The 18,712-nt window shown below is 58.4% G+C and carries 18 protein-coding genes and 1 tRNA gene; 13 read left to right on the top strand and 6 right to left on the bottom strand.

Features of this window, described 5'->3' with window-relative positions; genetic code table 11:
* Nucleotides 1-6 precede the first annotated feature (6 nt).
* Nucleotides 7-906 (bottom strand): DUF3515 domain-containing protein, encoded by a 900-nt coding sequence (locus tag ACKFRX_RS06135; RefSeq protein WP_408918911.1) that lies wholly within the window; start codon nt 904-906, stop codon nt 7-9.
* Between ACKFRX_RS06135 and ACKFRX_RS06140 the strand changes: the two genes are divergently transcribed.
* The 8 genes from ACKFRX_RS06140 to ACKFRX_RS06175 are packed head-to-tail and all read left to right on the top strand — an operon-like array spanning nt 854 to nt 8,075.
* Nucleotides 854-1,891 (top strand): thiamine-phosphate kinase, encoded by a 1,038-nt coding sequence (locus ACKFRX_RS06140; protein WP_005323297.1) that lies wholly within the window; start codon nt 854-856, stop codon nt 1,889-1,891. The genes ACKFRX_RS06135 and ACKFRX_RS06140 overlap by 53 nt on opposite strands.
* Nucleotides 1,892-1,893: 2 nt before the next feature.
* The gene (locus tag ACKFRX_RS06145; protein ID WP_204609263.1) at nt 1,894-2,532 is read left to right on the top strand and encodes a uracil-DNA glycosylase; all 639 of its coding nucleotides are present in this window, start codon (nt 1,894-1,896) and stop codon (nt 2,530-2,532) included.
* Nucleotides 2,533-2,542: 10 nt separating this feature from the next.
* Nucleotides 2,543-3,886, top strand: a complete 1,344-nt coding sequence (locus ACKFRX_RS06150) for a DAK2 domain-containing protein (RefSeq protein ID WP_408927509.1) — start codon at nt 2,543-2,545, stop codon at nt 3,884-3,886.
* A 2-nt stretch (nt 3,887-3,888) separates the two neighbouring features.
* Nucleotides 3,889-6,021 (top strand): ATP-dependent DNA helicase RecG, encoded by a 2,133-nt coding sequence (locus ACKFRX_RS06155; protein WP_408927510.1) that lies wholly within the window; start codon nt 3,889-3,891, stop codon nt 6,019-6,021.
* Between the two features lie 19 nt (nt 6,022-6,040).
* Nucleotides 6,041-6,253: a biotin/lipoyl-containing protein gene (locus tag ACKFRX_RS06160; RefSeq protein WP_408927511.1), complete on the top strand. Its 213-nt coding sequence runs from the start codon at nt 6,041-6,043 to the stop codon at nt 6,251-6,253.
* Complete coding sequence (gene rsmD, locus ACKFRX_RS06165; protein WP_408927512.1) at nt 6,254-6,835, top strand: 16S rRNA (guanine(966)-N(2))-methyltransferase RsmD; 582 nt, start codon at nt 6,254-6,256, stop codon at nt 6,833-6,835.
* Between the two features lie 26 nt (nt 6,836-6,861).
* A complete protein-coding gene (coaD, locus tag ACKFRX_RS06170; RefSeq protein ID WP_408927513.1) occupies nt 6,862-7,335 on the top strand; it encodes a pantetheine-phosphate adenylyltransferase in 474 nt (157 codons plus the stop codon).
* Nucleotides 7,332-8,075, top strand: a complete 744-nt coding sequence (locus ACKFRX_RS06175) for a TSUP family transporter (protein ID WP_250412287.1) — start codon at nt 7,332-7,334, stop codon at nt 8,073-8,075. Before coaD ends, ACKFRX_RS06175 begins: the two co-directional genes overlap by 4 nt.
* Nucleotides 8,076-8,160: 85 nt before the next feature.
* Here ACKFRX_RS06175 and ACKFRX_RS06180 read toward each other — a convergent pair whose 3' ends face one another.
* From ACKFRX_RS06180 to ACKFRX_RS06195, 4 genes are read right to left on the bottom strand one after another with little or no spacing between them, the layout of a single operon-like run.
* The gene (locus tag ACKFRX_RS06180; RefSeq protein ID WP_005323289.1) at nt 8,161-8,925 is read right to left on the bottom strand and encodes an amino acid ABC transporter ATP-binding protein; all 765 of its coding nucleotides are present in this window, start codon (nt 8,923-8,925) and stop codon (nt 8,161-8,163) included.
* Nucleotides 8,925-9,878: an amino acid ABC transporter permease gene (locus ACKFRX_RS06185; RefSeq protein WP_150851377.1), complete on the bottom strand. Its 954-nt coding sequence runs from the start codon at nt 9,876-9,878 to the stop codon at nt 8,925-8,927. The genes ACKFRX_RS06180 and ACKFRX_RS06185 overlap by 1 nt, the downstream gene beginning before the upstream one ends.
* Nucleotides 9,871-10,758 carry an ABC transporter substrate-binding protein gene (locus ACKFRX_RS06190; RefSeq protein ID WP_284820527.1) on the bottom strand — a complete coding sequence of 296 codons (888 nt, stop codon included), beginning with the start codon at nt 10,756-10,758 and terminating at the stop codon, nt 9,871-9,873. Before ACKFRX_RS06190 ends, ACKFRX_RS06185 begins: the two co-directional genes overlap by 8 nt.
* Nucleotides 10,758-11,594 (bottom strand): DUF368 domain-containing protein, encoded by an 837-nt coding sequence (locus tag ACKFRX_RS06195; protein ID WP_408927514.1) that lies wholly within the window; start codon nt 11,592-11,594, stop codon nt 10,758-10,760. The genes ACKFRX_RS06190 and ACKFRX_RS06195 overlap by 1 nt, the downstream gene beginning before the upstream one ends.
* A gap of 425 nt (nt 11,595-12,019) precedes the next feature.
* On the opposite strand from ACKFRX_RS06195, the gene ACKFRX_RS06200 reads away from it, so the two are divergent.
* The 4 genes from ACKFRX_RS06200 to ACKFRX_RS06215 all read left to right on the top strand — a co-directional run bounded on the left by ACKFRX_RS06200 (nt 12,020) and on the right by ACKFRX_RS06215 (nt 15,677).
* Nucleotides 12,020-14,203, top strand: coding sequence for a LamG-like jellyroll fold domain-containing protein (locus tag ACKFRX_RS06200; RefSeq protein WP_408927515.1), 2,184 nt, complete (start codon nt 12,020-12,022; stop codon nt 14,201-14,203).
* Nucleotides 14,204-14,513: 310 nt separating this feature from the next.
* Nucleotides 14,514-14,834: a DUF6973 domain-containing protein gene (locus ACKFRX_RS06205; protein WP_408927516.1), complete on the top strand. Its 321-nt coding sequence runs from the start codon at nt 14,514-14,516 to the stop codon at nt 14,832-14,834.
* 17 nt (nt 14,835-14,851) lie between these two features.
* Nucleotides 14,852-15,145 carry a hypothetical protein gene (locus ACKFRX_RS06210; protein WP_408927517.1) on the top strand — a complete coding sequence of 98 codons (294 nt, stop codon included), beginning with the start codon at nt 14,852-14,854 and terminating at the stop codon, nt 15,143-15,145.
* Nucleotides 15,146-15,152: 7 nt separating this feature from the next.
* Nucleotides 15,153-15,677, top strand: a complete 525-nt coding sequence (locus tag ACKFRX_RS06215; protein WP_408927518.1) for a site-specific integrase — start codon at nt 15,153-15,155, stop codon at nt 15,675-15,677.
* A 117-nt stretch (nt 15,678-15,794) separates the two neighbouring features.
* Here the strand turns inward: ACKFRX_RS06215 and ACKFRX_RS06220 are convergent.
* Nucleotides 15,795-15,868: transfer RNA gene (locus ACKFRX_RS06220), tRNA-Leu, on the bottom strand.
* A 149-nt stretch (nt 15,869-16,017) separates the two neighbouring features.
* Between ACKFRX_RS06220 and polA the strand changes: the two genes are divergently transcribed.
* Nucleotides 16,018-18,666 carry a DNA polymerase I gene (polA, locus tag ACKFRX_RS06225; protein ID WP_408927519.1) on the top strand — a complete coding sequence of 883 codons (2,649 nt, stop codon included), beginning with the start codon at nt 16,018-16,020 and terminating at the stop codon, nt 18,664-18,666.
* Nucleotides 18,667-18,712 lie beyond the last annotated feature (46 nt).

Genomic DNA, 18,712 nt, shown 5'->3' on the forward strand with positions numbered 1-18,712 from the left:
CGCTGCCTACTTTTCGGCCGTGTGCTCTGCGAGCACGTCGCCGATTTCCACCAGGGCCGCCTGCGCGGCATCTTGTGGGGCGTGTAGCGCAAGGTAGTCCTCGCGGCCGAGGGCAAACCACGTGCCTGCGGTCGTGCCGTGGGCCAAGGTGGTGTCCTCGAACCACGGAATATCGTTAACCTGCTGGAGCTTGACTCCGGCGCGATAGTTCTCCGGCTTGGCTACGCCGCATCGCGCAACGATGTCTTCGCGGCCATCGGCGCTCCACACATAGGTATTCTTATCCTCAACCTCGCGGCGGCGGTAGCCCTCAGCCACCGAATCGGGCAGGGCCTTGTCTACTTCTGCGCACATCTGGTCATTCCCCGCCTTGAGAGCCTTAAGTGGCGCCTCGTGGGCAGTGGCAGGCTTTTCTTCGAGGGAAGAGAGGGCGTCGTTAAGCTCGCCCGGCTCTGCGTCAGTGGAGGCAGTGACCGCGACAATGGGGAAGCGCTGCGGCGCATACCAGGTGGTGAGGTTGGAGCCAGGGGTGGCATCGCGCACCTGGAACCACTGTTCGCCTTCTACGTCCTGGGTCTGGGAGTACTCGGTGTACTGGAAAGGCATATCTACGCCACAGCGCACGGTGACCTTATCGTCTGAGGTAGTGGCCCAAGCTGCGACACCGGAAGGCACGGGCTCGGCAATATCGGCACGTGGCTTATCCATGACCTGATCCGGAAGGGCGTCGATAAAGCTGCGGCAGGCTTGCGAGTCTGCCTCCTTAGACTCCACGGGGGAGACCGCCACTGGTGCTTTGGCGACGTTATTGAATACGTATTTTGCGCCGAAAAGGACCGCCAGAACCATCACTATGGACAACCCAAGTGAAATGAAGATCGCGGTGCGGTTAAATTGGGATGTCATAAGGGCTCATAGTATCGAAAGGAAGCTGGTGAACTTAACTCAGACTCTCGCAGATGTGGGAGAACGCGCCGCCATCCGGGAAATTACCTCCGTGGCCTCCAGTAGGCTCAATGGAGACGATGCCGCGGTACTGCCCAGCGCGCCGCCGAATTCCCGCACCGTGGCGGCCACTGATTTGATGGTGGAGGGACGTCATTTCCTGCGCGAGTGGTCGACCCCGCGCGAGATTGGCAAAAAGGCCATCTTGCGCAACTTTGCCGATGTGGAAGCTATGGGTGCCCGCCCGGTTGCTGCCCTCCTTGCAATCGCCGCCCCAGGCGATACCCCGGTGCCCTTCGTGCGCGGCATCGCCGAGGGAATCGCGGAACATAGCTCCTTTTATAACGCCGAGTTGGTCGGCGGCGACCTTACAAAGTCTGATCTCTTGGTCATCAATATCACGGCCGTAGGCTTCCTGGGCGGCAGCCTTCCTGCCTTGACCTTGGACGGAGCGCGGGCAGGCCAGCAGGTGGTAGCGCACGGCAAGATTGGCCACTCGGCCGCCGGCTTGGCTTTGTTGGAGCGCTTCGGCCGGAACCTTCCTGCAGGGCATGAGCACCTGCAGCCGCTTATCGACGCCCACTGTGCCCCCTGGCTCAACCCCGGCCGCGGCGTCATTGCCCGCGCCGCCGGGGTCACCGCCATGACTGATAACTCAGACGGTTTGATTCAAGACTGCACGACGATGGCCGAGCATTCCTGCGTGCACATGGACTTGGATCCGCAGGCCTTGCAACCGGAAGAATTGCTGTGCCAAGCCGCGGATTTACTCGACTGCGACCCGTGGGAATGGGTACTCAGCGGCGGCGAAGACCACACCCTCATCGGCACGACGGCAAAGGAAGCCCCCTCCGGATTCCGAAAGATTGGCACCGTAACCCGCGGCTGCGGGGTTACGCTGGGAGGCACGACACCGAGCTATCAAAAAGGTTGGCTGAGCTTTTAACCATGCACCCCACTTACCACCCTTCCTGGGAGCCGGTGCTGGCGCCGGTAGTTGAAAAGCAATGGCCACAGATCTCCCATGCTCTTGAGGGGCAGGACTACTTGCCCCCGGCTGAGGACGTCTGCCGCGCGTTGCAGATGCCGTTGGACGAGGTCCGAGTGCTCATCGTGGGCCAAGACCCTTATCCCACCCCAGGACACGCCATGGGCATGGCCTTCTCGACTCGCCCGGGTGTGAAACCGCCGCGTTCCTTGGTCAATATTTACCGCGAGCTGCACGATGATCTGGGCATCAACGGCCGAGAGGATGGTGACCTGAGCGCTTGGGCGGACCAGGGAGTGCTGCTGCTTAATAGGGTGCTTACCGTAGCCCCCGGCCAAGCCGGTTCGCACCGCCGCATCGGTTGGGAAGAGATCACCGAGGCTGCCATTCGCGCGCTCAACCGCAGCCCCATGGTCGCGATTCTCTGGGGCCGGGATGCACAAGCATGCGAGCGATTTCTTCCCGACGTCCCTTGTATCAAGTCCCCACATCCCTCGCCGCTATCTGCCAGCCGCGGTTTCTTTGGCTCGAAGCCCTTTTCCCGGGCAAACGCCCTTTTGCGGGACCAAGGCGCACAGGAAATAGACTGGCGCTTGTAAACTATTGCGCATGTCCTACCCCAGCACGCTGGATTCCCACGGAATGCGCAATTGGGCCACCCGCGCCGTGGGGGAATTAGCCCATCGCCGCGATGAGATCAACGCGCTCAATGTCTTTCCTGTACCGGATTCCGATACGGGCTCGAATATGGCGCACACCATGGAGGCGGCGGTTGCGGAGCTGGACAATGGCGGCGACGTCGCCGACTCCCTTGCACTCGGGGCGGTGCGTGGTGCCCGCGGAAACTCGGGAATGGTGCTGTCCCAGGTTCTGCGCGGCGTTGCCGAGTCAACTGTGGACTCAGTAATCGACGGCGACGTCTTTGCCCGCTCCCTGCAGCAGGCCGTGGAGCTGGTGGACCGAGCCATCGCCGAGCCGGTGGAAGGCACAGTTATCACGGTTCTGAAGGCAGCCGCCGAGGCCGCCGACGACGCTGAAGCGCAGTCAGGCGCAACCTTGCACAGTATTGTGAGCGCCGCAATCGCTGCCGCGGAAACGGCCCTCGAGCGCACTCCTTCGCAATTGCCAGCCCTGCGCGAGGCAGGAGTGGTGGATGCTGGCGGCGCCGGCCTCGTAATCCTTTTAGAGTCTCTTCTCGCAGAAATTGAAGGCTCGACCGGGCACACAGGCCTGCCCGAACCGGAGCCGGATACTGAATTGGAAGTGGTCTTTTTCTTCGAGGGAGATATAGACACGCTGCAGGCAGCAATTGCCCCGTTGGGAGACAGCCTCGTCATAGCTCGGGCCACCGAGGACAGCGCTAATGTACATATCCACTCCCGCCAGGCAGGCAAGGTCATTGAAACCGCCTTTGGTACGGGAAAGGTAACCAACCTGCACCTTGAAGCGTTGCCCCCGCACGCCGAACCTGCCTCCGAAGAGCCTATTGCTCGCCGAGTATTTGCTGCCGCACCGGCCGGGCCTATCAGCGATCTGCTGGCATCTGCGGGGGTTAGCGTGGTGTCTCCGGATGATCCCATTGCGGCTAAGGACGAGGACATCGTTCTTGCCACCGGCGTGTGTTCACAGACCGCTGCTGGGCGAGTAGTGCCCGCGCAATCGCTGGCTGCAGCCTTAGCCGCGATCTCCGTTTATGAACCGGATAACCCAGATACTGGTGCCGTCGTTGCAGCCATGCGTGATGCTGCCAAGTCCATGCGAGTGGCTTACCCGAGCCAGGAAACCCCGCAGTCAATCATTGCCACTTGCCGCGATCTCTTGGCAGAAGGCGGTGAGCAGGTCACAGTCTTAAGCGCCCTTGATCTAGACCAGGAGGACCTAGCTCAACAGCTTCGCGTGGACGTTATGGCACTGAAAGTACCGGATATCGCAACCGAAATCGGAGTGGAATAGCAATGCTCGGCTGGCAGGACAATCGCCCTTTGACGGAGGTGCTTGCGGCTAAAGATGCCGCGAAGATTACCAAAGCGCTGGGGTATGAGACCTGCGGTGAGCTCTTAGCTCACTATCCGCGAGACTATATCCGCCACAACAAGGACGTCGGCCTAGGAGACGCTGCTGAGGGCGATATCGTCACGGTTACCGGAACCATTACCGGATTCACCCGCCATGACTCGGGCAAGACCACCATCATCAATGTGCAGCTCGATGGCAGCATCGTTGCGACTTTTTTCAATGCCAATTACGTGATGCGGATGTTGCACCGCGGACAGCGCGTCATGATGAGCGGCAAGCTTAAATTCTTCCGCAACCAACCCCAATTACAGCAGCCGGACTTCGTAGAGATCGATGCGTTCGGCCGCCCCGATGGCGAGCTGGATGATTACCGCCAGCCAGCAGCCGAATCCGGCAAGAAGCATCTCCCGAAGGCCACCGGCTCGCTGCGGAATCTGTCGCAGTTTGGCAGGCTCGACCAGCTCCTCTTGGAACGTGAATGGATACCGGTGTACCCAGCCACGTCCAAGGTGACCTCGTGGTACATCATGGGCGCCATCCACTACGTCCTATCTAAGACCCCGCCGATTGCGGAACCGCTGGATTATCGGATGATCATCAGCCTCGATAAGGCAGTGCGGGAAATCCATGAGCCGGGGGAGGCGGGCCCGTACCGTGCGATTCAGCGGCTGAAGTACAACGAGGCTTTGTCCATTGGCCTGGTGATGGCTTTGCGCCAGCGAGATGCCGAAGCCCGCACCGCTCCTACCATGCCGGCTACCTTAGGCGGCTATCGCGAAGAACTGCTTAGCCATCTGCCCTTTGATCTGACTGAAGGGCAGCGGCGCGTCATCAGCGAGATTGAAGACGATCTGGCTCGTCCGCTGCCCATGATGCGCTTGCTGCAAGGTGAGGTTGGCTCTGGCAAAACCATGGTGGCTACCTGCGGTATGCTGCAGGCTGTCGACGCAGGAACGCAGGCCGCACTGCTGGCGCCGACGGAAGTACTCGCCTCCCAACATGCTGCCTCCATCGGGACCTCGGTTCCCGAAGGGGTCAAGGTGGTACTCCTGACCGGCTCCATGCGTACGGCGGACAAGCGGCAGGCTTTATTGGACATTGTCTCCGGTGACGCGGACATCATCATTGGAACCCATGCGATTATCCAAGACACCGTGGAGTTCTTTAACCTGGGATTGGTCGTCGTAGATGAGCAACACCGGTTCGGTGTAGAGCAGCGCGATAGCCTGCGGTTAAAGGCACGTGAAGGCCTCAGCCCCCACGTGCTGGTGATGACAGCAACACCGATTCCGCGCACCATTGCGATGACCGTCTTTGGTGACCTCGCCGTATCAACGCTGACCGAGCTGCCCGGTGGTCGCAAACCTATTCAGTCAGCGGTAGTGGCCGAGTGGCGGCCGACCTGGGTGCTGCGCGCACTCGAGCGGATACGCGAGGAGGTTGCTCACGGCCATCAGGCCTATATCGTCTGCCCGCGCATTGAAGGCAAAGGCGGGGTGCTAGAGCTTGCACAGCAGCTAGAAAACGGACCGTTTAAGGGACTGCGCGTAGCCATCTTGCACGGAAAGATGCCCAATAAAGACGAGGTAATGACGTCATTTGCCAGGGGAGAGATCGATATCCTGGTCTCTACGACGGTCATTGAGGTGGGCGTGGATGTTCCCAATGCCACGGTGATGCTCATTCGCGAGTCCGAGCATTTCGGCGTCTCCCAATTACACCAGTTGCGCGGGCGCGTGGGACGAGGCGGCAATGCCTCCATTTGTCTTCTGCACACAACGGCAGCCGATAACACTCCATCCTTCCGTCGTATCACTCAGATCGCCCAAACTTCCTCGGGTTTTGAACTGGCCGAGCTTGATTTGCGCCAGCGCCAAGAAGGCGACATCTTGGGCACCATGCAGTCCGGAACGCATCGCACACTGCGGCTACTGAACTTGGCAGATGACCAAGACATTGTGGAGCGCACCCATGCGGATGCGCGCGCCATGGTGCTGCGCAATCCCGAGCTGGCTGAGGAACTCACGCGCAATTTGAGCGAAAGCGAACAGGAATACTTGGAGAAGAACTAAGACGGGTTAACCTAGAAGCATGAGAGTTTACGCCCCCTTCGCGGGCATCGTCCGCTGCCATGTGAATGTGGGAGACACCGTTGATACCGGAGCACCACTTGCGACCGTTGAAGCCACGAAGCTTGAGGCTCCCGTAGAAAGCCCGGGACCAGGAAAGGTCTACCGTATCGTGGTCTCTGATTTTAGTGACGTGCTGGGCGGAGACCTTTTGATGGTGATTGGAGAAGCATAAATGACGCGCATTATTGCCGGCGAAGCCCGCGGCCGCACCATTAAGGTGCCTGCGGAAGGAACCCGGCCTACAGCAGACCGCGCCCGCGAAGGGCTCTTTTCATCCCTCACTGCACGGTGGGGCTTTGCTGGATCTTCGGTGCTCGATCTTTTTGCTGGCTCTGGTGCCCTAGGCCTTGAGGCAGCGAGCCGTGGGGCAGATGAAGCAGTACTGGTGGAAGCTTCGGGCGATGCGGTAAAGATCATCCGGCACAACATGGGCGTCGTCAAGCATCCCGGCGTGCGCGTGCATGAGATGAAGGTAAGCACTTACCTGGCTAGTGCCCCTCGCAAACACTTTGACTTGGTGCTGGCGGACCCACCCTATGCTTTTGATGAAGTGGATGAACTCATTGCTGCCATCGAACCAGTGCTTACCGATCGCGCAATGGTAGTAATTGAGCGCCATGTTGATTCCGCGGATACTGAGTGGCCTGCTGGTTTTGAGCCCACCGGCCAGAAGCTTAAGAAGCGCACCTTTGGCATCGCACGCATGGATATGGCGGTTTATACCCGCCCCGGCAGCGAGGACACCGAAGACTAAACCACTGAAAAGAAAGCGAAAGTAGCATGACTAAGGCCGTCTGCCCTGGATCCTTCGACCCCGTTACCTTGGGCCACGTCGATATCATCAACCGCGCTAACCAGATGTTTGATGAGGTCACCGTGTTAGTAACCGGTAACCCTGACAAGCCCTGCGGCCTCTTTAGCGTGGAGGAGCGTATGGAACTTATCCGCCAGAGCGTGGATTCTTCCATCAAGGTGGATTATTGCTCCGGGCTGTTGGTGGACTACACCACGGAGCATGGGGCAGACGTCCTAGTGAAGGGACTGCGTAGCTCTCTGGATTATGAATATGAGCTGCCCATGGCGCAGATGAACCGGCGCCTTTCGGGAATCGATACTGTCTTCCTACTCACGGACGAGAAGTACGGCTATATCAGTTCCTCGTTGTGTAAGCAGGTAGCAAAGTTTGGCGGTGACGTAACGGGTATGTTCCCCGAATCCGTAGGCCGTGCGGTAAAGGAGAAATACCGGCAGTGAGCCTCGCACTGGTTATTTTCCTCGTCGTTGTCGTTGGTTCGACACTGCAGCGGGTATCCGGAATGGGGCTCGGTCTCATCGGCGGTCCCATCCTCATGCTCATTATGGGGCCGGTCGAAGGAATCCTCGTCATTAACGTTCTGGCCTGCATAAATGCGATTCTGACCACCTATTCCGTGCGTGAGAATGTGAGCTGGAAGAAGTTCGGACTTATAGCTCCAGTTATGGTGATTGGTTCCTTGGCCGCGGCGTTGCTCATTAGGCGTATGGACACGGCAGGGCTCATGATCGTAGTGGGCGCTGCGCTTCTGGCCGCATTGGCCGTAGTGACATTTGGAAAGAAGTTTGTCCCGCCGATGGAGGGCAAAGGCCCTGCCATCTCCGCCGGTATTCTCGGCGGCTTTACCAACACCTTGGCCGGCGTGGCCGGCCCGGTTATTACCGTCTACGCCCAAGCGGCAAAGTGGCCCCAACATGTCTACGCCGCCACGCTGCAGCCCATTTTTGTTGTAGGCGGATTCTTTTCCGTGATGACCAAGACGCTCACAGGTGCGGCCCACTTTGATGGCTTGCCTTGGGTGATGTGGCCCGCCGGAGTCTTAGGTATGTTCGTCGGCATTTGGGCCGGCACCCGGATTGCCCAGCGTGTTCCGCGAGAAAAGGCCCGCGTGCTCTCACTAAGCGTTGCCGGGTTGGGCGCGGCCAGCGCACTGATTCGGGGTATTTTGACGCTTTCGTAGACGAGTCAGCCACGGCAAAGCCCGCCGGTCCTCTTCGCGGAAGAGGACCGGCGGGCTGAAGGCACTCAGCGGAGTGCTGCGGGAATTAGAGTAGCGACGCCAAAAAGTCCTTGGTGCGTGGCTGTTGCGGGTTATCCAGCACCTCAGCTGGGCTGCCGGACTCGATAACTACGCCGCCATCCATGAAGAAGACCTTATCGGCTACCTCGCGCGCAAAACCCATCTCGTGGGTGACGACGAGCATGGTCATGCCTTCAGCTGCGAGGTCCTTCATAACGCGCAGCACTTCGCCGACGAGCTCGGGGTCGAGGGCGGACGTAGGTTCGTCGAAAAGCATAAGCTTAGGATCCATAGCCACTGCACGAGCGATGGCCACGCGCTGCTGCTGGCCGCCGGAGAGCTGTACCGGGTAGTTATTGGCCTTGGACGCCAAGCCGACGTCCTCCAACAGCTCCATAGCGCGGGCGCGGGCGGTCTCTTCCGGAATCTTTTTCACCTGCACCGGTGCCTCGATGATGTTTTCAATCACCGTGCGGTGGGGGAAGAGGTTGAAAGACTGAAAGACCATTCCGATATCGGAGCGCTGTTCTGCGGCTTCCTTCTCGCTGATCTCATAAAGGGTGCCGTTCTTTTCGCGGTAGCCAATCAGCTCGCCGTCGACATAGAGTCGGCCCGCCGTCGCCTTATCAAGGTGGTTGACGCAGCGCAGGAAGGTGGACTTGCCGGAGCCCGAGGGGCCTAGTAGGCAGGCCACTTCGCCGGGCTGGACCTCAAGGTCAATGCCTTTGAGGACCTCGAGCTGCCCGAAGGACTTATGGACGTTCTGGGCGGAAATCATGGGAGTAGCCATTAGTTTTTAGCCTCCGAAATCACGGATACGTTGCGGGGGATGGTTCCTTCAGCGTCTGCCAGCGCAGCAAGTTGGCGGCCGGTGAGCTCGCGGGTGGCACCGCGCTCAAAGCGGCGCTCCAGGAAGTACTGACCCACCATCAGCAGGGAAGTAACCACGAGGTACCAGGACGCTGCGACCAGCAGCAACGGGATGGGCTGGAAGAGGGCGGCGGAAATATCCGTGGAACGGCCGAAGATCTCCTCGGTATAAGGAATGGCCACCACGAGGGAAGAGGTCTTGAGCAAGGAAATGAACTCATTTCCTGTGGGCGGAATGATAATGCGCATGGCCTGCGGAAGGACGGTGCGGCGCATGGTCATCCACCAGGACATGCCCAGTGCCTTGGACGCTTCCTTCTGCCCCTCGGGAACGGAGGTGATACCGGAGCGCACAATCTCGGCCATATAGGCGGCTTCATTAAGCCCCAGGCCCATCACCGCAAGGAAGAAGGCGTTGGTGAGGATCGTCTGCAAAGACACCTCGGTAAAGCCCAAGTTGATGGATTGGTAGATGGCGGAGAGCAGGCCCCAGAACACCAGTTGCACATAGATCGGCGTGCCGCGGAAGACCCAGAGGAATATCCAGGAGACGCTGCGCAGCACCGGGTTCGGGGACATGCGCATAACCGCAAGGATGGCACCACCCACAACGCCGATGATCATTGACAAAATGGTGATGGCAATGGTGTGCAGGGAGGCAAGCGCAATGCGCTTATCAAAGAGATACTGGAAGTAGGTGTCCCAGCCAAAGGCCTCGTTGCGGGCGGAGGCGATGATGAACCACACGCCGAGCACGATAAGCAGGCCGGCGAATACCCAGCGCCACGGGTGGCGTAGAGGTCGCGCCTCGATCTTGGCGGGCTTTTCCTTAGGCTCTGCCGTAGCTGGCGTCGCCGCATTTTCATTAACCATTGATCGGCCTTTCATTAATCATTGCCTGGTCTATTAAGCCATCCTCGATGCCCCAACGGGACAAAATTTCTGCATACTCACCGGTTTCGATGAGGTGTTGCAGTGCCGCAGCCGAGGCCTTGCCCAAATCGGAATCCTTGGGTACGGCAAAGCCATAGGGCGATGCTTGGAACATATCGCCTACCTGCCGCATCTTTCCTTCGGAGCGATTGACCGCCCACGCCGTTACTGGGGAGTCTGCGGACAGGGCATCTGCGCGTCCCATAAGTACCGCCAGCGCGGCGTTGTCACCGGTGTCATAAGACAAAACCGTGAGATCGCCGTTGCACGCATCCTTCTTGGGGCGCACATCGTCGGTTTCAGATACCGTGGTGCGCTGCACCGCGACGGTCAGGCCGCAAGGATTATCCGGGTCAACCTTCTTGGGGCCATCTACTCGCTCGGCCCACTGGATGCCGGCGTAGAGGTGATCTACAAAGTCGAATTCATTGCGGCGCTCGGGGTTATCCGTGAATCCGGATGCGCCCATATCAATCTGGCCCGATTGCACGGCGGGCAGGATCATGGAGAAGTCCTGTTCCACGGGCTGGAAATCGAGTCCCAAGACGCCGGCAACGGCGTGCGCAAGATCGAGTTCAACGCCCTGGAGCGCACCGTGGGAATCCTTAAGCTGAAATGGGGCATAGGGTGGGTTAGTTCCGGCAGTGAGGACGCCATCGTTGTCGTCATACATGGCGGCAATTTCCGGCACCATTGCGGAATGGGGTTCTTCCCAGCCGTCCGGAGTGGAATCTTCCTCGTTGGTGACGCAGGCGCCTAGGCTCAGCGTGGGGACGAGGACCGCGGCGATAGTTGCGCGGCGAGAAAACGAGCGCGGCATTATTTTTGCGCCGTCCTTTCATCTATAGCGCGGGCTTTCTTCATATCTACGAAGATGAAGGCGGAGACGATGAGTGCACCGAGGATGAACATGCCAATGATGATGCCGCTAGAGGCATCTTGGTCAGCTCCCCAGGGCCACAGTGCGCGCAGAGAACCGAGCATGAAACCTGCCATAGCCATCAGCGTAGGGGCGCGGTGATGATCCAGCAGGAAGTTCAACACCTTGATAAACGCCGCAAGACCACACAGGGCACCCAGCGCGAAGATGGCGATAGTGCCTAGGTCACGATCTGAAACGGCGCCAATGATGGGCTGGTAGAGGCCCATGGTCAGCAGGATAAGCGAGCCGGAGATGCCAGGCAGGATGAGTGCACATACCGCGATGGCGGCGGCGAAGAAGACCACGATGAGGCTGGGGTTCTCGTGCGGTTCGGAGGTGAATCCGGTGATAAAGAAGATGGCAATCGTGGCAACGACGAACGCGATGATGGACGAGGGGCGTAGCCGTTCCTGCTTGGAGAGCATGGATAGCGGTACAAAAATGGACACAGCCACCATGCCCAAAAAGAGCGCTCCGGAAGCCGATACGTGATTTTCCACGAAGTTAGAAAGCACGGTGGACATCCCGAAGACGGCGATGAACATGCCGATCGCTACGGAGATGAGGAAGCTCCATTCGACCTTTTTGAAGCGGCCGGAGATGAGATCGTTGGCGTTGTGGACTGCGCGTTCATAAATACCCACGATGAGCGCCACGGTGCCACCGGAGATGCCCGGTACGAGCTCGGCCATGCCGATGAGGGCACCGCGGATAGCGTTCAAAATGTACTGCATAAAATAAAAATCTACCTGGGAGGGGACTGGTGCTGAGGGCGACTGGCCTAGCAAGGCGGCAGAAAAGTGCCGGAGGGAGACGCTAGGCGAACCGCTGTCAAGCGAAATGCATATCTTTCATTAGAGGGCGGTGATCTACCTACCGCGGTAGGGAAGGCTCTTCTCCCTAACCGTAGAGGTAAAACCGTATTCATGAATATTCTGTCAGTTTAATACATCCCAATGCAACTATGCAGTTTGGGGCAGGATATGCGGAATCTCACACGGGCAAATTCTCTCTTTGGGAGAAACCATAAGTTTCCCATTATTCAGTCTGATGTTTACGCGGGCTTCAACTAGCTGAAAGATTCACGCCCTAGAATCCCTCGCGTATTCCCGCCATTTCCCCTGAGCAAGCATCCCTTTCCAGTCATAAAGGACTCTCTATGAAAAATCGTTTCGTCCTGCCTGCGCTAACTGCAACCGCGGTGGTGGGAAACCTCGTTGTTGTACCGGCCGCAAGTGCTGCGGAGTTTGGGGCCGAGGGGGCGTCGCCAAGCGAGGGCTCTCGTTTCAGCATCGGCGTCTTACCGGATACCCAGTTCTATTCGCGCTATTCCACCCCGGAGACGGGCAACTTGGCCCAAGCTCGCTACGGAAGCGAACCCTACTTGGCCCAAACTCAATGGTTGGTAGACCACCAAGACGAGCTGAACATGGACTTCGTCACCCACCTGGGCGATGTCGTCGACCAGTGGAACGTGGAGGGCGAATGGCAGGTAGCCGATAAGGCCATGCAGGTCCTCGACGATTCTGACCTGAACTACTCCATCCTGCCCGGCAATCACGACATGGACGTCGAGGGTGCGGCGGCCCACCCTTATGACAAGTGGTTTAGCGCCGATCGCGCCAAAGCCGCTAATCCGGAGAGCTTCCAAGAGCGCTACACTGCGGTCAATAATGACTCCGAGGCCCACATCTTTGAAGCCGAGGGTCAGAAGTACCTCAACTTGGCACTGGGCTGGCGCGCCGATGAGAAGGCCCTTGCGTGGGCGCAAGGCATCATCGATAAGCACCCCAACCTCCCCGTCATCGTCACGACGCACGAAGCCCTCAATATCGATGGCGAGGGCAACGTTTTCTATTCCGATGACTATGGCAAGGGCCTGTGGGATACGTTCATCAAGCGCAACGACCAGATCTTCCTGGTGATGGGCGGCCACCACCACGGTGCGGGCTACCGCGTGGATAAGAACGATGCCGGCCACGATGTCGTTTCTATCCTGCAGGATTATCAGATGGCCTACCAGGGCGGAAATGGTCTGCTGGGCGTGCTCGAGTTCGACCTTTCCGGCAAGCAGCTGGAGATGACCGCGCTCTCGCCGTGGGTGGCGCAGAAGCCGCACGAGGAGCTGACGCAGTTCGACAAGCTCACCCTGGATGATCAGGGCGATAGCTACGCCATTCCGTTCGACTTTGAGCAGCGCTTTTCCTCCTTTTCCCCGGATTTCACCGTGGGCGAGGGCCACCAGCCGGACCTAGCGCAGCGTGCGCGCGACATCGCCGCGGAAGGCTATAGGCCCTACACCATCGCGGAGGATGAGCTGCCCAAGGGCGCGGATGACTTTGCCAAGAATGATCGCACGGTATTCCACTGGCGCCCGGGCCAGGCCCAAGACAAGGACGGGCATGCGCTTGCCGACGGCGCCCCTGCCGGCCGCGGCACTACCATCCCCGACGTTTCCAGCGATTCCGGCAGCGACCTGCACCGCTCTGGCGCCATGCTAGGTGATCGGGTGACCTATAGCTCCGATCACCACCCGCTGTCTTCTGATGCCGGCTCCCTCTTCTGGTCCGACCCTGCCGGCAAGGTAGGCAACGCCGAGTTCCGCACCGACAAGGGCGCGGCCGCCAATAATGTGGACACCACCAAGGGGTACACCTTCGAATCCTTCGTCAAGATTCCTGAAGACTTCAATGGTGCCGAGCATGGCTGGGGAAGCGCGCTTAGCCGCGACTCTGCCATCAATAAGTTGGTTGACGGCTCTGAGGACACGGATCCCACCGTCATGTTTGGTATCTCCAATCTCCGCGAGCTGCGCTGGTGGGCGGAGCCGAAGCAGGGAAGCGGTTCTACCGTATGGTCCCACGAGGTGCCCAAGGACGAGTGGATGCACATCGCCGTGGTCAATGATCCGGAGCGCGATAGCGTGGAGATGTTCATCAACGGCGCGCCTATCTTGCGCAATGCCGTAGGCGCCGAAGGCCTCCTCCCGCGGGACCTGCAGTGGGTCATGGGTGGCGGCTTTGACAACCAGCGCCCGCAGGATCCGTGGTACGGCTGGATCGGCGAGACCCGCCTGACCCAGGGTGTTCTGGGCAAGGACGAATGGCTAACCGCCCGTGCACACGATGACGGCAAGCCGGCCGATACCACGCAGCCTGCCACGGGAAGCTCCGCATCGAGCAGCGACGCGAGCTCCAAGCCCGCCGTTCTGGGAGCAATCCTCGGCATCGCGGGCGTGGCCGGCCTCATCGGCCTCGCCCTCCCGCAACTGAAGGCCTCGATTCCGCAAATTAACGCGCTACTGCGCAAGTATCACCTGCCAACCCTGCCTGAACTGGGCTAAAGCAAAGACCTCGGTTTCCTTATTTAGTGGAAACCGAGGTCTTATCTCGTTGTGCCCCTGGTGAGACTCGAACTCACACCAACTAACGTAATGTAAGGGTCTGACCAGGGAGTAATTTATGTTGCCACGTTCTGCGACAACGATTTGACAACGCCAATACCCAAAAATCTCACAAAACCAATACTGATAAAAACATCCAAAGTTAGAAAGGAACCCCATTGCGGCAAAAAGTAGCAAAGGACCTGACCCCTGTTAGATAGACACCTGATATCCAGCCCGGTTGGGTTGGGAAGAAAGGTAATCTACCACCATGCCTAGGTATTCCGAACACGCGGAACGCATTTCCTCGCAAACGTTTCCAAACAAAGTAACGAACGATAACATTCAGGACGCTGATAGGCATTGTGTGTGGCAGGTGCTGACAACGATCCGGGCTAACGCAGATTATGCACGAAAAATTGGCGATGCCCACGAAACAGACCATCCTGGTTCTCCTGAAGCTGGGCACATGGATCAAACAGACAATGCCATTGGTCGAGACATTGGATTGCGACACGAAGGAGATGAAGCGGGCGCCATCAATGAATGTCATGCGCAGGCTAAAAACGGTGGTCTGATCAAGATAAACTGATTGGTAAGGAATTTGTTGTGAAAGAAAGAACGATCATTCCGGGAATACTTTTTGGAATTGTCTTGGGCGTCGCAACCCTTTACGGCGGAGTGGTCCTGTCCACCTGGCTTTCAATACCGTTCGTCTTCTATGGGCTACCTCTACCTTCATTGGTGGTGTTGGGAGTATTAGCCATGTCTGTCTACATGTTGAAAAAGGGTCGGCTTAGCGACCGATCATGGCGTGCTTTTGCCTTCACATTCGCTGCGGCTTTCGTCGTATCAGCGTTCTTATGGGTGAGTACTATTTCTGGCTATGGAAACTTCGCATAGCCTATAGATGCGGGTACTGGCGACCACAGGGCTGCGTTTCGGTGAGCTGGCCGGACTCACCCCCGAGGACTTCAGTTTTAATACTCGCAGGCTGGTTGTCCGGCGTTCTGCTACTACCGTGGGTGGAAAAATCGTCGTGGGGCCACCAAAAACACGCAAAATCCGTACAGTCGCATTTTCTGATGTAGTGGCTGACGATCTTCGAGCACGGGCTGCGGCTGTGGGACCAGGGGAGTATCTTTTTCACCGCCCCGGTGATCCGTCCACTCCTATGCGTTTGCCCAGCTCTGGTAGCTGGTTCACGGAGGCTGTGGCGCGTCTACAGGCTGCTGACCCCACATTCCCGCACATCACCCCACACGGTTTGAGGCGCACCGCGGCGTCGCTGCTTATCAGTGCGGGGGCCACTGTTTTGGTGGTGAGCCGCCAGCTGGGGCACGAGGACGCGGCCATGACGCTGAACACGTATGCGGATCTTTTTGACGATGATTTGGGGTCTGTGTCTGCGAAACTGTCGGATTTGTGGGCCTGATCGCGTGACAACATCTAGTGCTCGTAATGCTCGTTATGATCGCAATGACTGCAGTTTCGTAACAAGAAAAACAACCCCCTACCAGGAAGTTCCCGGTCAGAGGGTTGTTACGAAAAGTGCCCCTGGTGAGACTCGAACTCACACTGGACGGGTTTTGAATCCGTTGCCTCTGCCAATTGGGCTACAGGGGCGCACAGTGTAAAGGCGGACTGCCTTTGACTGTGAAAATAGTAGCGCAGGCACTAGGCGAATTCCTAATTGGGTAGGGGCAGCGGGGGAATGCCCACGTCATCCACAAAATCTGCACCGGGGTGTTCGGATGTCGGCGTGCTTCTCTAGGATGGGGCAGGTGACTACTAATCAGCCTCGACTTCTGCTCATTGACGGCCACTCCATGGCATTTCGCGCCTTCTATGCCCTGCCGGTGGATAATTTCTCCACCTCAGGAGGTCAGCACACCAATGCTGTATATGGATTCTTATCGATGCTCTCTAATATCGTGGCGGAAGAGGCCCCCGACGCCATTGCGGTGGCATTCGACGTGGGGCGCAAAACCTTCCGCACCGAGATGTTTCCGGACTATAAGGCCCAGCGCGAGGCTGCACCGGAGGAATTCAAGGGTCAGGTAGACCTCATTCGCGAGGTGCTCGAGGTACTGGGAATTACCACCCTGTCCCGGGAGAATTTCGAGGCTGATGACATCCTGGCCACTCTCGCAACCGAGGCGCAGGATTATGAGACCCTGATCGTCACCGGCGACCGTGACTACCTGCAGTTGGTTAATGAGTCCACCACGGTGCTCTATCCCATGAAGGGCGTATCCACGCTCCACCGTTTTACCCCTTCCGCGGTAGAAGAGAAGTACGGTCTCACCCCCGCGCAGTACCCGGACTTTGCCGCGCTGCGTGGCGATCCTTCCGATAATTTGCCGGGCATCCCAAAGGTAGGCGAGAAGACGGCCACCAAGTGGATAGTCAAGTATGGAGACTTGGCATCCTTGGTAGAACACGCCGAGGAAATTAAGGGCGTGGTAGGCAATAACTTCCGCGAGCGCATCGAGCAGGTGCAGATGAACCGCAAGCTCACCCAGATGATTACGGACATGGACCTAGAGGTCGGTCCAAATGACTTGGCCTTTAAGGAAGCCAAGGTCGCCGACGTTGCCGCCAAGTTTGATGACCTTGAGTTTGGTACCAGCCTGCGCGATCGCGTACTCGCAGCCATTCCCAATGATGGTGCTGAGGCAGCAGAGCAGGCAGAGCAAGTCCAAGAGCTAGAGACGGTCATCGATGACGAACCCTTGTCCCAGTGGTTGCCCGGCCGCGAGCATGTTGCGGTGTATGTCCAAGGCGAGGGAAACCCGGGACAAGGCGACGCTTCTGCGATCGCTTTCGTGGACCAGGAACGCCACGGCCTGCAAGTGGAGCTGGGCGATCTTTCTGCTGAGGACGATAAGGCCCTAGCCCAGTGGTTGGCATCTGATGCGCCGAAGTATTTCCACGAGGCAAAGGCGGCCTTTCATATGCTTGCCGGTCGTGGGATAGAGCTGGCCGGCATTGCCCATGACACGGCCCTTGCTGCCTACCTGCTTCGCCCAGGTCAGCGCACTTATGCGCTTGCCGACGTCTACCAGCGCCACCTCCAAAAGACTCTCGGCGCCGCCACGGAGCAGCTGTCTCTCCTGGATGATTCCTCCCTGGTTGACCAGGCCGCGGCAATTTTGGAGCTGGCAGAACGGCTCACCGCGGAGCTACAGGAGATTGACTCTTTCGAGCTCTATACCGACCTCGAGTTGCCGCTGGTAACCATCCTGGCGCGCATGGAGGCTACCGGAATCGCCGTTGACGTTGACATTCTCGAAACGCAAAAGGATGCCTTTGTAGAGCAGGTTGCCGAACAAGAACGTGCCGCCCGCGAGCTTGCCGGCGATGACAAGCTCAACCTCAACTCGCCGAAGCAGCTGCAAACCGTGCTCTTTGAGACTTTCGAGCTGCCCAAGACCAAAAAGACGAAGACGGGCTATTCCACCGCGGCCAAGGAGATTGAACAGCTCGCGGCAAAGAACCCTCATCCCTTCTTGGATCACCTCTTGGCACACCGCGAGTACCAGAAGATGAAGACCACCCTGGAGGGCCTCATCAAAACCGTGCAGCCTGACGGCCGCATTCACACCACGTTTAACCAAACCGTGGCCTCTACCGGCCGTTTGTCGTCCACCGAACCCAACCTGCAAAACATCCCCGTGCGCACCGAAGCAGGCCGCCAGATTCGTTCTGCCTTCATCGTGGGCGATGGCTTCGATGAACTCATGACTGCGGACTACTCGCAGATTGAGATGCGTGTCATGGCGCACCTCTCCGCCGATCCAGGCCTCATCGAGGCCTATAAGGAAGGCGAAGACCTGCACAACTATGTTGGCTCCCGAGTCTTTGACGTTCCCGTTGACCAAGTGACACCCGAGCTGCGCCGCCGAGTTAAGGCAATGTCTTATGGGTTGGTATACGGACTTTCCGCTTTCGGCCTATCCCAGCAATTGGGCATTCCGGCAGGGGAAGCAAAGTCCATCATGGAAAGCTACTTTGAGCGCTTTGGCGGCGTGAAGAAGTACCTCGATGAAGTCGTGGTCCAAGCCCGCAAGGATGGCTACACGGCAACGCTCTTCGGCCGTCGCCGCTACTTGCCAGAGCTTAACTCCGATAACCGCCTAGCACGCGAGAACGCGGAGCGCGCGGCGCTTAATGCACCGATTCAGGGCACTGCCGCTGACATTATTAAGGTGGCGATGATTCGCGTAGACCGCGCACTGCAAGGGATGAAGTCCCGTGTGCTGCTTCAGGTACACGATGAATTGGTGGTCGAAGTCGCCCCCGGTGAGGCGGACGAAGTTCGAGAGATTCTCGAGCGCGAGATGGACTCAGCGATCGAGCTGAACGTGCCGCTAGAGGTCTCCGCCGGAGCCGGCAAGGATTGGGATGCCGCAGCCCACTAGCTCGGTTATATTCTCCCGCCGGGAAAAGGCGCGCTTGAGGCTCGCC

It is taken from the genome of Corynebacterium tuberculostearicum (assembly GCF_046097465.1).
Lineage (GTDB): Bacteria > Actinomycetota > Actinomycetes > Mycobacteriales > Mycobacteriaceae > Corynebacterium > Corynebacterium tuberculostearicum_I.